Annotated in this window: 10 protein-coding genes and 1 riboswitch; of the genes, 9 read left to right on the forward strand and 1 reads right to left on the reverse strand. The window is 38.1% G+C overall.

What is annotated here, in order from left to right; all coding sequences use genetic code 11:
- Window positions 1–182: 182 nt before the first annotated feature.
- Entirely contained in the window at window positions 183–530 is a 348-nt protein-coding gene (locus ACYSNQ_RS08095) for an iron chaperone (RefSeq protein WP_426082403.1), read from the reverse strand.
- A 402-nt stretch (window positions 531–932) separates the two neighbouring features.
- Between ACYSNQ_RS08095 and ACYSNQ_RS08100 the strand changes: the two genes are divergently transcribed.
- From ACYSNQ_RS08100 to mgtA, 9 genes are all read left to right on the forward strand, one after another.
- On the forward strand, window positions 933–1610 hold the full coding sequence (locus ACYSNQ_RS08100; protein ID WP_426082404.1) for a YdeI/OmpD-associated family protein: 678 nt from the start codon (window positions 933–935) through the stop codon (window positions 1608–1610).
- Between the two features lie 214 nt (window positions 1611–1824).
- Window positions 1825–2718, forward strand: a complete 894-nt coding sequence (locus ACYSNQ_RS08105; RefSeq protein WP_426082405.1) for a deoxyribonuclease IV — start codon at window positions 1825–1827, stop codon at window positions 2716–2718.
- 204 nt (window positions 2719–2922) lie between these two features.
- A complete protein-coding gene (locus ACYSNQ_RS08110) occupies window positions 2923–3144 on the forward strand; it encodes a YneF family protein (protein ID WP_086348183.1) in 222 nt (73 codons plus the stop codon).
- 160 nt (window positions 3145–3304) lie between these two features.
- Window positions 3305–5056, forward strand: coding sequence for an ABC transporter ATP-binding protein (locus ACYSNQ_RS08115; protein WP_426082406.1), 1752 nt, complete (start codon window positions 3305–3307; stop codon window positions 5054–5056).
- Complete coding sequence (locus ACYSNQ_RS08120) at window positions 5056–6837, forward strand: ABC transporter ATP-binding protein (RefSeq protein WP_426082407.1); 1782 nt, start codon at window positions 5056–5058, stop codon at window positions 6835–6837. The genes ACYSNQ_RS08115 and ACYSNQ_RS08120 overlap by 1 nt, the downstream gene beginning before the upstream one ends.
- A gap of 83 nt (window positions 6838–6920) precedes the next feature.
- On the forward strand, window positions 6921–7445 hold the full coding sequence (locus ACYSNQ_RS08125) for a GNAT family N-acetyltransferase (RefSeq protein ID WP_426082408.1): 525 nt from the start codon (window positions 6921–6923) through the stop codon (window positions 7443–7445).
- A gap of 118 nt (window positions 7446–7563) precedes the next feature.
- Window positions 7564–8019, forward strand: a complete 456-nt coding sequence (locus ACYSNQ_RS08130) for a hypothetical protein (protein WP_426082409.1) — start codon at window positions 7564–7566, stop codon at window positions 8017–8019.
- 265 nt (window positions 8020–8284) lie between these two features.
- Window positions 8285–9223: a thioredoxin-disulfide reductase gene (gene trxB / locus ACYSNQ_RS08135; RefSeq protein WP_426082410.1), complete on the forward strand. Its 939-nt coding sequence runs from the start codon at window positions 8285–8287 to the stop codon at window positions 9221–9223.
- A 291-nt stretch (window positions 9224–9514) separates the two neighbouring features.
- Window positions 9515–9683: riboswitch (M-box (ykoK) riboswitch) on the forward strand.
- 453 nt (window positions 9684–10136) lie between these two features.
- Window positions 10137–12749 carry a magnesium-translocating P-type ATPase gene (mgtA, locus tag ACYSNQ_RS08140; RefSeq protein WP_426082411.1) on the forward strand — a complete coding sequence of 871 codons (2613 nt, stop codon included), beginning with the start codon at window positions 10137–10139 and terminating at the stop codon, window positions 12747–12749.
- Window positions 12750–12957 lie beyond the last annotated feature (208 nt).

Below are 12957 nucleotides of genomic sequence, written 5' to 3' on the forward strand. Positions count from 1 at the left end.
AGTTCATTCCTAAATGAAGTCAAACAAGCAGTGTTAAAAGCAGCTGTAATTCCTTATCTGCTTTTAACACTGCTTGTTCTTGGTTTTGAAGTATAGCTATCCATAGATAAAAAGTGCTGATGTGTTTTCCGTGAAGGATTTTCCACCAGCACAAACAATTAAAGTTCTTTGCATTTTTGAGATTAGATTGCTTCCGTATTTTCTTTGATTCTGAAAAGAACAATTTTTTTTATTACCTCCCAGGGAAGCTCTTTGTTTACAGGAAACTGGATTGCTCCTTTAGAGGTTTTATATCCGGTCAGGTCCTCTTGAAAAGCAGAAACCGCAGAGGGAGTTGGATAAAAGCCGATGTGTTTGCTGGCGTTAGCGAAATGAACCAGATTGCCGTTTAAATAAAAAGTTGGCATACCGTAGGAAATTTTTTCTTCAGCCTGAGGAACCAGCTCCTTGATAAAATGATAAAGCTCTGTCAGCAGCTCTTGTCTATCTGCTGGGCTTTTTTGGATATATGCTTCAATTGGCGTAGTCATGTGTTCTCTCCTTTACTTTTTAGGAACAGGCGGTATTTCGCTTTTTATCTGCTGTTACATAAAAGCCTTTTCGCATATATACCATTCCTGCTATACTATCATTTAACAGGAATGTTCTTTCAACTACTCCAGTATACCTTGGAAAGAATAAATTAGCATCTACTGCAGCTGTTTTTTTATCAAAGGAAATTCTTGTACAATTTCAAGACAAAATAAAAGAGGTCGATATAAAGCATTAGTTTTCTACAAGCTTGTCTACAGTTTTCACTCTGTTGCAATACTCGAAGCATACAAAGTCTGAAACGCCGTTTATTCGCATTTTAGAGAAAGAAGAGCAGGTATTTACCTATGTCCCAAACTCAAAAGAAGTTATAAAATAGATAGCATATAAAGGAGAAAGTAATGACTCGTTCAATCGTAGAAAAATTGCAATTAGATAAGTATAAAAACAAGTTGATTTTAGGGCGGCCGAAGCCTGCATATTTTTCAGAATTAAGCTTTGAATATGAAAACCAGGGAAGCATACCGGTGGACTTAATCATTGCTTTTGTGGAGGATATGGCGAGTTTTAAAAAATGTGTTCAACAGGTCGCGGAAAAGCAGCTGTTGACTGAACAAGGTGTATTATATGTTGCCTATCCGAAGAAGGGTAATAAATTGTATAAGACGTTTGTTCATCGGGACGAGATTTTCCCAACTTTGAAAGTCAATGAAGCAGATGGGTATGTGGAAGGAACCGAATTGAAGTTTAATCGAATGGTTCGTTTAGATGATACATTCACAATTGTCGGTATTAAGTATTTACCAAAAAGCAAAAATAAACCTGTAAAAAAGAGTCAGTCTGTTCAGGAATATACAGAGTTGGTTCCAAAGGTTCAGGAAGCATTGTCTGGTAATCCGAAAGCTTTGCAGTTTTTTTATGAGCTGACACCTGGCTATCAGAGAGGTTGGGCGCAATATATTTATAGTGCCAAGCAACGTGCCACGCAAGAGAAAAGGCTGGTGGAAGCGATCGAGCTGCTGGAAAAAGGCTTTAAGTCGAAAAATTTATATCAGCAGTTTCTAGCCAGAGATGAATAGGAATGGAAAGTCTATAGCGGACATGCTAGAGCCAGTGAAGCAACTACTATAAAAATCTAAAAAAAGCGGCTATTCAAAAATTTATATAGCCTTGTTAACTGTGTACAGCATACGAAGAGCCGTTGTTTTGATTGTGCTGATTTGAAGCAAAAAGATTGTTTTTTCAGGTATTTTCACTTAATCTGAAAAGGATGAAGACTAGAGGAGGAAAAGAATGTTAATAGGGTCACATGTAAGTATGAGTGGAAAGAAAATGTTGTTGGGGGCGGCAGAGGAAGCAGCAAGCTATAAGGCTTCGACGTTTATGATATACACAGGAGCTCCCCAAAATACCAGAAGGAAACCAATTGAAGAGATGAATATTGAGGCTGGCGAAGCCTTCATGGCAGACCATGGCATTAGCAACATTGTTGTGCATGCTCCTTATATTATTAATCTGGGAAATACGATAAAACCGGAAAATTTTGGCTTTGCTACAGAATTCCTGCGGCAGGAAATTCAGCGTGCAGAAGCATTGGGCGCAAAACAGATTACACTGCACCCAGGTGCTCATGTAGGTGCTGGGGTAGATGCAGGTCTGCAGCAGATTATCAAAGGACTTAACGAAGTTTTAACAAAGGAACAAGTACCGCAGATAGCGCTTGAAACGATGGCAGGTAAAGGCACTGAGCTGGGGCGGACTTTTGAAGAGCTGGCTGTAATCATTGATGGTGTCACATTAAACGATAAATTATCTGTTACACTGGACACTTGTCATACAAATGATGCTGGTTATAATGTGAAAGAAGACTTTGATGGTGTATTGGAAGAATTTGATAAAATTATTGGACTGGATCGTTTAAAAGTAGTTCATGTGAATGATTCTAAAAATCCAATGGGTTCTCATAAAGACCGTCATGCCAATATCGGCTTCGGTACGATTGGTTTTGATGCATTGAATGGCGTCGTACATCACGAAAAGCTGGCTGCTTTACCTAAAATTTTGGAAACACCCTATGTAGGTGATGACAAAAAGACGAGCAAAGCACCTTACGGCTATGAAATCGCGATGTTAAAATCCGGAAAATTTGATTTTGACTTATTAGATAAGATTCAGAAACAGAACTAATTAAGAATGCAAAAGGGCTTTTAAAAAAATTCTTTTGAGGAATCTTTTAAAATGCCTTTTCTTTTTCTATGCTTTCTAGTAAAATGATTTCTTGAGAGCATTTATATGACTTAAATTTGAAGCTTAGTATGAATAGAACTACTTTTTTACAGAAAAAAGACGCCATACTCATTAGCTTTTTATGATGGAAAGGAGAGATTTAATATGTCAACAGGAGTTGTAGTTTTAATTGCAGTAATCGCTTTAATCGCTGGTGCGGTAGGCGGATTTTTCCTTGCCCGTAAAGCAATGCAGGACCATCTGAAAAAAAATCCTCCCGTTAATGAGGATATGTTGCGAATGATGATGGCATCGATGGGACAGAAGCCTTCTGAGAAGAAGATTCGTCAAATGATGCAGCAAATGAAGAACCAAGGGGATAAGTAAATCCTTTTGCTAATCATCATATTTGGAGCTGAAACGGGCAGATTTTTTGTCCGTTTTTTTGTGTCTTCAAAAACAGTAGTGGAAAGGGGTTCGTAAAAATGGGGAAACAGAATAGAAAACGAGTGATTAGTGAGTAGAAGTTGTGTTAGGAGGAAAGTAAATGTCAGTTTTTAAGAAATTAAGCTGGTTTTTCAAAAAAGAAAAAAGAAGTTATATTATTGGGATTTTTGCATTAGTGATGGTGGCGCTTGTTCAGCTTGTACCGCCTAAGGTCATTGGTGTAGTAGTAGATATTATAGACCAGGATGGATTTAGCTTCAGTCAGATAGTGTTCTGGATAAGTATCCTGCTGGCGGCTGCACTCGCACAATATGTGTTTCGTTATATATGGCGAAAACATATCTGGGGCGGGGCGGCTCGATTAGAAAAAGAACTGAGAAGGCAGCTGTTTTATCATTTTACAAAGATGGACAGTATTTTTTATCAGAAACACCGTACAGGAGATTTAATGGCTCATGCAACGAATGACTTGAATGCTATTCAGAATGTTGCAGGAGCAGGAATTCTAACCTTTGCAGATTCATTTCTGACTGGAGGCAGTACGATTATTGCTATGGTGTTGTTTGTCGATTGGCGGTTAACATTGATTGCTTTGGTTCCGCTGCCGCTGCTGGCATTGATGTCTCGAATTCTTGGTTCAAAGCTCCATGATGCTTTTAGAGATTCTCAAGCCGCTTTTTCAGCGATTAATGAGAAAACGCAGGAAAGTATTACTGGAATCAAAGTGATAAAAACCTTTGGGCAGGAAAAAGAAGACATTAAGGATTTTACTGAAAAAATCGATGATTCGATTGTTAAAAATAAACGAGTAAATTTTTTAGATGCATTGTTTGATCCATTTATTACCCTGATTATTGGCATCTCGTATGTTCTAACGATTATTGCGGGCGGTCATTTTATTATGAAGGATATTATTTCCTTAGGACAGCTGGTTTCATTTATCAGCTATATTGGGATGCTGGTGTGGCCGATGTTTGCCATTGGCCGATTGTTCAACGTTCTTGAGAGAGGGAATGCCAGTTACGATCGGGTGAATGAATTGCTGCATGAAAAGACACACATTATTGAACGTCAGGAGGCCATTCAGACACCAGCCAAAGGAACATTATCAATGTCTATTGCTTCATTTTCTTATCCAGGAGAGGAAGAAGCAACCCTCAAAGATATCGATTTTACAATTAATGAAGGTCAGACTTTAGGAATTGTTGGTAAAACAGGAGCAGGAAAAACAACGATTCTGAAGCTTCTTCTGCGGGAATATGATAATTATCAAGGGCAGATTAGACTAGGGGGATACAATGTCAAAGATTATTCTTTGGACGCTTTGCTGACAGGTATCGGTTACGTTCCCCAAGATCATTTTCTGTTTTCCATGTCTGTGCGGGACAACATTCGTTTTGCAGATCCTTCATTATCACAGGAGGAAGTGGAAAAAGCTGCTCAAATGGCTTTTATTGATGAGGATATTAAAGGCTTCGCCAAAGGGTACGATACAATGGTCGGCGAACGAGGTGTCTCCCTTTCAGGAGGACAAAGACAAAGGATATCAATTGCCAGAGCTGAGATTATTGATCCGGAGCTGCTAATTTTAGATGATGCTTTATCAGCAGTAGATGCCAAAACGGAAGAAGCAATTTTAAGTAATCTAAAAGCAGCTAGACAAAATAAAACCACAATCATTTCTGCTCACAGATTGAGTAGTGTTATGCATGCGCAGGATATCATTGTTTTAGATAAGGGCCAAATCATTGAACGGGGAACTCATTCGGCACTACTGGAAAAAAATGGCTGGTATCGTCGTATGTGGGATAAACAGCAGCTGGAAGCGAAAATCGAAGGGAGTGAAGAGTAATGGAGGAACAACAATCTGCATGGTCCAAATCGATTCCTGTCAAAGAACAGGTAACGATTGTGAGACGTCTATTCAACTATGCAAAGCCTTTTCGGAATACGTTTGCTGGAGCTATCGGCTTTGCGTTTATTCTGTCAGTTATTAATGCACTATTGCCAAGAATTATACAATTGTTGATGGATAACTACTTAACAACTAAAACAGCGACTTCTCAGATTATCTATTTGTTTGCAGGACTTTATCTGCTTGGAATTATTTTGAAAAGTATTATCTGGTTTTTTCAGTGGTTTCTATATTCCATGGCTTCACTGAAAACCTATCAATACATTCGGGTAAAACTATTTGAAAAGCTGCAGACCTTAGGTATGCGCTATTTCGATCAGACACCGGCAGGGTCAATTGTTTCTCGTGTGACGAATGATACAGAAACTCTGTTTGAATTCTGGTATGTTTTTTTGATGGTGTTGACTGGAATTTTTGCAGTAATCTCTTCTTTTGTCGGTATGCTGCAAATAGATTCAAAGATTGCTTTTTGCATCTTGTTATTCCTGCCGGTGCTGTTGGCTGTAATTGCTTATTATCAAAAATTCAGCTCCCGTATTTATCGGAACATGAGAGAAAGACTGAGTCAGTTAAATACCAAGCTGAACGAATATATTTCTGGTATGCAGATTATTCAGCAGTTTAGACAAGAAAAAAGACTGGAAAATGAGTTTGAAAAAACAAATGAAGAATATCTGCAGACAAAATTTGCGATGATTCGTGTGAATTCGTTGCTTTTAAGTCCGATTATTAATTTGCTGTACGCTTTAGCAGTATCAGTTGCACTGTCTTTGTTTGGGCTGGACGCATTGGATTCACCAGTTAAGGTGGGGCTTATTTACGCATTTGTCACTTATGTTCAAGCCTTTTTTCAACCAATGACGCAAATGATGGATTTTCTAAGTATTTTCACTGATGGTATGGTTGCAGGCAGCCGTATTTTGAAAATTTTTGATACGGAAGAAGAAACTCCTCAGCAGGAACCGGATGCAGATGGAGAAATTCAGGATGGAAAAATAGAATTTAGAAATGTTAGTTTTTCGTATGATGGAGAAAATTATGTGCTGAAAAATATCAGCTTTACAGCAAATCCGGGCGAAACGATTGCCCTAGTAGGACATACAGGAAGCGGAAAAAGCTCAATTATTAATGTGCTGATGCGTTTCTATGAGTTTTACGAAGGGGAAATTCTGTTGGATGATCGGAATATTCGGGAATATCCATTAACAGAATTGCGTAAAAAAATGGGGCTGGTATTACAGGATGCATTTATGTTTTACGGAGATATTGCCGGGAACATTCGAATGCTGAATAAGAACATCAGCGATGAAAAGATTGAAGAAGCTGCACGCTTTGTTCAGGCAGATAAGTTTATCGAAACGTTGCCGAATCAATACCATGCTAAAGTTATTGAGCGGGGGGCAAGCTATTCAAGCGGGCAACGGCAGCTGATTTCTTTTGCACGAACAATGGTGACAGATCCTAAGATTCTGGTATTGGATGAAGCAACAGCAAATATTGATACAGAGACAGAAGGACTTATCCAAGAAGGCCTGGCTAATATGAGACAAGGGCGGACTACAATAGCTATTGCTCACCGTCTTTCAACGATTCGAGATGCTAATCTGATTTTAGTTTTAGAAAAAGGACACATCGTTGAACAGGGAAATCATGAGGAATTGCTGAAGCTGGAAGGCCTGTATGCAGATATGTACAAGCTTCAAAACAGTGAAGTCTAATAGAAAAAATACTGGTGCTGAAAAGTCATTACATGGTCTACTTTCAGTGCCGGTTTTCTGTATAAATGAAAGGGGGAGAAAAGATGATTTTTACCAAGCGAACAACTCTGAGACCGTTTGACTCTTTGGATTTGGCTGATCTATATGCATATAGCAGAATTAGCGGATTGGGCGAACAAGCAGGCTGGAAATATCATGAAAGTCTGTCAGAAGCTGAAAGGATGCTGTGGCGGTTTTTGAAAAGTGGGTTTACTTTTGCTATTGTTCTGAACGAAAGTACTAAAGTAATCGGGCATATTACTGCACATGAGGACTCTGTAGATGGGAGAACAGATACTAAAGAGCTGGGATTTGTGCTGCATCCTGGCTATCAGGGTCAAGGCATTATGGCAGAGGTTATCGAAAACTTTCTTCCTTATTTATTTAATCAGGGGATTGTTAAGATCTATGCCTGTTGTTTCCAAGTAAATCGCCCTTCAAAAAAACTAATTGAAAAATGCGGCTTTCAGTTTGATCAGGAAGGTGAATTTGTTTCAAAATCTCTTAACCAGACTTTTCCCTCCTATGAATATTTGCTGACTAAAGCAGAATGGGAAGCTAGAAGGTAAGAGGCGTAAGCTAGAGATAAGAAAGTTTTTTGACTAAACTACACTTAGCGTTATTGTTTCAAAAGATATCGAATGATAAAATTGTTTTGGAATAAAAAAAATAAAGGAGCTATACTGTATGTATACAGATTTCATTTTTATGCTATCTATCTTCGATATTCTTTATGATGAAAAATTTTCTAAGGTATGTAAATTGCTGCATATTAACTGGGATGATGATTGGATGGCAGCGAAATATGACCAAATTATTAGTGGTCAAGGGGAAGCAGTAATTCTCCATTCAGTATCTAATCAGCATGAGCTTCTATTCTTTGACTTACATCTTGGTTTTACAGATCAGCATAATATGGTCTTGGTTGGTGTTCGCTGCAGCGAACATAGTTCGTTTGAAATCAAGCCGCTGCTTAAAAAAATCTATGATACAGCAGATGTGAAAAGTCTTCAAATGGAACAAGGGAGTTCTCTTCTTGATGAAAAGATTAAAGTCTCTAATTATCCTAAAAAAATGATGACTGTAACAAAAATTAACGGGCAGGAAGTATACGAATATGAACAACGGCTGGAGTGTTATTAAAGCTTCTGATTGAACAAGAGCAAAGAAATGGAAATTACAGTCAATCTTTTAAAGAGATTGTGTTATTATGATAAAGGTGTCTGCTTAGGCAGATAAATAGACAATCAAAGGTTTAGGTTGTAAAGTAAATATACTTGAAAAAAGAGAACATTTATTCTTGTTTTTTTCTTCGGAGGACAGAAATGCTTTTGTTGTCTTAAAACAGAAACAGCTGTTCCACTTTGAAAATAACAGTTCTTGATAAGAGAGAAAAGGAGAATGACTTATGTATGATGTGATTGTGATTGGTGCAGGACCAGCAGGAATGACTGCTGCACTTTATGCTTCTCGTTCCAATCTGTCTGTTTTGATGATTGAACGCGGCGTACCAGGAGGACAAATGAATAATACCGCAGAAATAGAGAACTATCCTGGGTTTGATTCAATTATGGGGCCGGATCTTTCGTTGAAAATGTATGATAGTGTAGAAAAATTTGGAACAAAAAATGTCTACGGCATGGTTTTAGATATTAAGGATCATGGAGATTACAAAGAAATTATTTGTGAAGATACTACATATGAAGGCAAAACAGTGATTATTGCTACCGGCTGTGTGCATAGAAAATTGGGTGTAGCTGGTGAAGAAGAATATGCTGGACGGGGTGTTTCTTACTGTGCCGTATGTGATGGTGCATTTTTCAGAAACAAACACTTGATGGTCATTGGTGGTGGAGATTCAGCAGTTGAAGAAGCGGTGTATCTGACTCAGTTTGCTTCTGAAGTAACTATTGTTCATCGTAGAGATGAATTGCGTGCTCAGAAAATCATTCAAGATCGTGCATTTGCCAATGAAAAAATCAATTTTGAGTGGAATTCTGTTTTAGAAGAGATTATCGGAAATGACATGGCTGTGACAGGGGTTCAGTTGAGAAATGTGAAAACGAATGAAGTGAAAGAAACAGCGGCAGATGGCGTCTTTATCTATGTAGGATTGGATCCGCTAGCTGAGCCTTTCCGTTCAAGCGGCATTACAAATGAAGAAGGCTGGATCATTACTGATCAGGAAATGAGAACAGCAATTCCAGGTGTTTATGCGATTGGCGATGTTCGTGAAAAGACATTGAGACAGATTACAACAGCTGTTGGTGAAGGCGGAATTGCTGGACAACAGGTTTATAAATATCTAGAAGAAATGAAAGAGTCCGAAGTAAAAATCAGCGAATAATTTAAAAAATATAGTACCAAACAAGATGATTGGTTTTCTATCAAATAATTCCTCGTAAGATAAAAAGTGAATACAATCATAGAACTTGAAATGAAAAACAGAGAATATCTGATTTTTCTTTCAAGTTCTTTTTTGAGAAAGGCAACACAATTGTTAATTCTAGATTTGTTTATAGCGCTGTGAGAATATTCACTCTGCGTTCTTTAGAATAACGCAAAAAAATAAAATAACGATTGGTTTGTTTTGACTTTTATCAGATAATGCTTTATTATGATTTTGGTTATAGAATTGAATATGAATTGTTAGGTGAGGCTCCTATATGGACACAGGCTGCTGCCGCGAAAGAATCGAGAGACTCTTAGTTGGTTGAACAGGAATAATCGTGAAGGTTATTCATAACGTAGCTGATAAGAAATTATCTACGCCCTATAGTGCTAAAGCTCAACGATAGAGAAACTATTATTTAAGTTGCTATTTTAACGCACACTCTATTGTTGAGTGTGCGTTTTGCTTTGAATCACTGCAATTGTCTACAGAGCAGATGATGAAAAGTACTTGGCGAACGAAGAGAGCGAAGTATCCTTTTAAGTTAACACGGATTGCTAGCAATCAGATGTTAAATAGTACAAGGCGAGAGAAAAAGAGCGTTGTGACATCTGTTTGAATCACTGCGATTGTCTACAGAGCAGATGATGAAAAGTACTTGGCGAATAAAGAGAGCGAAGTATCGCTTAAATCAGACAAGGCTGTGAACAGGAGCATGCAGGAATTATTCAATACTTAAAATAAAGGGAAAGACAGAGAGGAAGATTATCATGGAAGACCCACATCAGAGGCGAATGAACAATAATCTTTGTCTGATCGGATAGAACTTTTCTTTTCCGGTTAGGCAGAATAATCGGGGGAAAAGATAATGATGAATAAAAAATTAACAGATTTTAAAAAAGAAACAAAAGAGCAAGAACTAAAAAAACTGGCATTATTATCAGAACGGGAATTGATGATGGAACTGCGGACATCAGAAAGAGGGCTTTCTACAGAGGATGCAGAGCAGCGTTTAGAAGAATTTGGTCCTAATGAAGTATCAGCACAAAAGCCAACGCCTGCACTGCTGATGTTTTTAGAGGCTTTCAAAGATCCTTTTGTTTTTGTACTAGCACTATTGATGGTTGTATCCGCTGTAACAGGCGATTATGAAGCGGCAATTGTGATGGGCCTAATGATTCTAGCTAGTGTTGTTATCACGTTTGTGCAAGAATATCGTTCTCAAAAAGCAAGTTTGGCATTGAAAGAACTGATTGAAAATACAACGGCTGTTACTCGGGATGGAGAAACGAAAGAAATTCCTATGGATGAAGTGGTGCCAGGAGACATTGTGACTTTAGCAACCGGGGATATGATTCCAGCGGATGCAGTTTTGTTTTGGACAAAGGATTTGTTTGTGAACCAGTCTTCTTTAACAGGAGAATCAATGCCGGTAGAAAAATTTGTTGAGGCAGGGATTACAACAGACCAACAAGAGGTTTCCGCATTAGACATGCAGGATTTGATTTTTATGGGAACTGATGTGTTGAGTGGTCAGGGAAAAGCAATTATTTTAAAAACAGGGCAGCGGACATTTTTTGGAGATATTGCTAAAAATGCAACAACGCAAAGAGGGAAAACCTCCTTTGACATTGGTTTGACTAAAGTTAGCAAGTTTCTGCTGCGGATGGTTGTTGTACTATTTCCAATCGTCTTTTTGATTAATGGTTTAACAAAAGGCGAGTGGGGAGAAGCCTTCTTCTTTGCAATCGCTGTTGCAGTAGGGTTAACGCCTGAAATGCTGCCGATGATTGTAACCAGCAATTTGGCCAAAGGAGCCCTTAGCTTGTCTAAGCATAAAGTAATCGTAAAGGAATTACCATCTATTCAAAATCTTGGTAGTATGGATGTTTTGTGTACAGACAAAACTGGAACAATCACAGAAGATCGAGTTGTTCTGGTTCAACACCTGGATCCGTTAGGTGATGAGAATGAGCAGGTACTGGATATGGCGTTCCTGAACTCTCATTATCAGACTGGTTGGAAAAACCTTATGGATATTGCTGTAATCAACTACTATGAAGAAAACAACCGCCAGGCCCCATTTCAATCAGTCACAAAGCTGGATGAAATTCCTTTTGATTTTTCAAGAAGAAGGCTGACTGTAGTTGTGAATGGTGATGGCCATCAAATTATGGTGACCAAAGGCGCTGTGGAAGAGATGGAAGCAGTGTGTACACATGCTGAGATTAACGGAGAGGTTGTAGCATTAACCGAAGAACTGCGGCAAAATATGCGGGTTGTCAACCGGCGGATGAATGAGCAGGGAATGCGTGTGATTGCTGTTGCTGTGAAAAAAGATGTTCATAGTGAACCAATTTATAATACAGAAGATGAACAGAATATGACATTGATTGGGTTTATGGGATTTTTAGATCCAGCCAAAAAATCTGCTATTACTGCAATCCGCTCTCTCCATGAGCATGGTGTAAATGTGAAGGTATTGACAGGAGACAATGATATTGTCGCAAAGAAAGTGTGTAGTGATGTAGGCATTGAGGTTTCTCATGTTGTTTTAGGTACAGAGCTTGATGAACTGTCAGAGGAACAACTGGCGGAGGAAGTCGAAAAGACGAATCTATTTGCGAAGCTGAATCCTATGCAAAAATCACGACTGATTGAAGCGCTGCAAAAGAATGGTCATACTGTAGGATTTATGGGAGATGGCATAAACGATGCCCCAGCTCTGAGAAAAGCAGATGTAGGTATTTCAGTAGATACAGCAGCTGATATTACAAAGGATGCCAGTTCAATAATCCTGCTTGAAAAGAGCCTCAATGTACTTGAATCAGGTGTAATTGAAGGACGTAAGGTTTTCAGCAACATGATGAAATATATCAAGATTACCATTAGTTCAAATTTTGGAAATGTTTTTTCCATTTTAGTAGCCAGTGCATTTCTGCCATTTCTACCTATGTTATCCATTCAACTGCTGATTCAAAATCTGATTTACGATGTCGCTCAGTTGACAATTCCGTGGGACAATGTTGATGAGGAAGAACTGGTGAAACCTGTTCGCTGGGAAATTAACAGTTTAGCCAAATTTACATTATGTATTGGTCCTGTCAGCAGTATTTTTGATATTATGACCTACTTGGTTATGTGGTTTGTTTTCAGTGCTAATACGGTAGCTAGTCAAAGTTTATTCCAAACAGGATGGTTTGTAGTTGGCTTGGTAAGCCAAACTTTAGTGGTTCATATGGTTCGTACAAGAAAGCTGCCGTTTATTCAAAGTATTGCATCAGCACCTGTTATAATGACAAGCTTGGCTGCCATTATACTGGGAATCGGCTTAGTATTAAGTCCCCTTAAAGCTGTTTTTGATTTCACTGCTCTGCCAGGTACTTACTGGGGCTGGTTTATCGTCATTATTTTGCTATACTTAATTACTGTGGAATTTGCGAAAAGACTATATATTCGTTTGACAAAGGAATGGATTTAACAGCGAATAATTTAAAAAGGATTTCGACTTTTGTCGGAATCTTTTTTTATAAAGTGACTAGTAATTAATATAATACATATTGTTTCACATTTTTAATTATTTCCCGTATCATTAATATGTAGGTATTGCTTACAATTTTAAAAGATGATAGCTATTGAAATGAAAATACATAAAGCTCTTTTAGGGAATAACAATAATAGGAATTTTT

Source organism: Enterococcus sp. LJL51 (genome assembly GCF_054871795.1).

Excerpts from the sequence above, each read along its gene's own strand:
- ACYSNQ_RS08130 (WP_426082409.1), top strand. The coding sequence starts at position 7,564 with ATGTATACAGATTTCATTTTTATGCTATCTATCTTCGATATTCTTTAT.
- ACYSNQ_RS08105 (WP_426082405.1), top strand. The coding sequence starts at position 1,825 with ATGTTAATAGGGTCACATGTAAGTATGAGTGGAAAGAAAATGTTGTTG.
- ACYSNQ_RS08110 (WP_086348183.1), top strand. The coding sequence starts at position 2,923 with ATGTCAACAGGAGTTGTAGTTTTAATTGCAGTAATCGCTTTAATCGCT.
- ACYSNQ_RS08125 (WP_426082408.1), top strand. The coding sequence starts at position 6,921 with ATGATTTTTACCAAGCGAACAACTCTGAGACCGTTTGACTCTTTGGAT.
- mgtA (WP_426082411.1), top strand. The coding sequence starts at position 10,137 with ATGATGAATAAAAAATTAACAGATTTTAAAAAAGAAACAAAAGAGCAA.
- ACYSNQ_RS08115 (WP_426082406.1), top strand. The coding sequence starts at position 3,305 with ATGTCAGTTTTTAAGAAATTAAGCTGGTTTTTCAAAAAAGAAAAAAGA.
- ACYSNQ_RS08095 (WP_426082403.1), bottom strand. The coding sequence starts at position 530 with ATGACTACGCCAATTGAAGCATATATCCAAAAAAGCCCAGCAGATAGA.
- trxB (WP_426082410.1), top strand. The coding sequence starts at position 8,285 with ATGTATGATGTGATTGTGATTGGTGCAGGACCAGCAGGAATGACTGCT.
- ACYSNQ_RS08100 (WP_426082404.1), top strand. The coding sequence starts at position 933 with ATGACTCGTTCAATCGTAGAAAAATTGCAATTAGATAAGTATAAAAAC.
- ACYSNQ_RS08120 (WP_426082407.1), top strand. The coding sequence starts at position 5,056 with ATGGAGGAACAACAATCTGCATGGTCCAAATCGATTCCTGTCAAAGAA.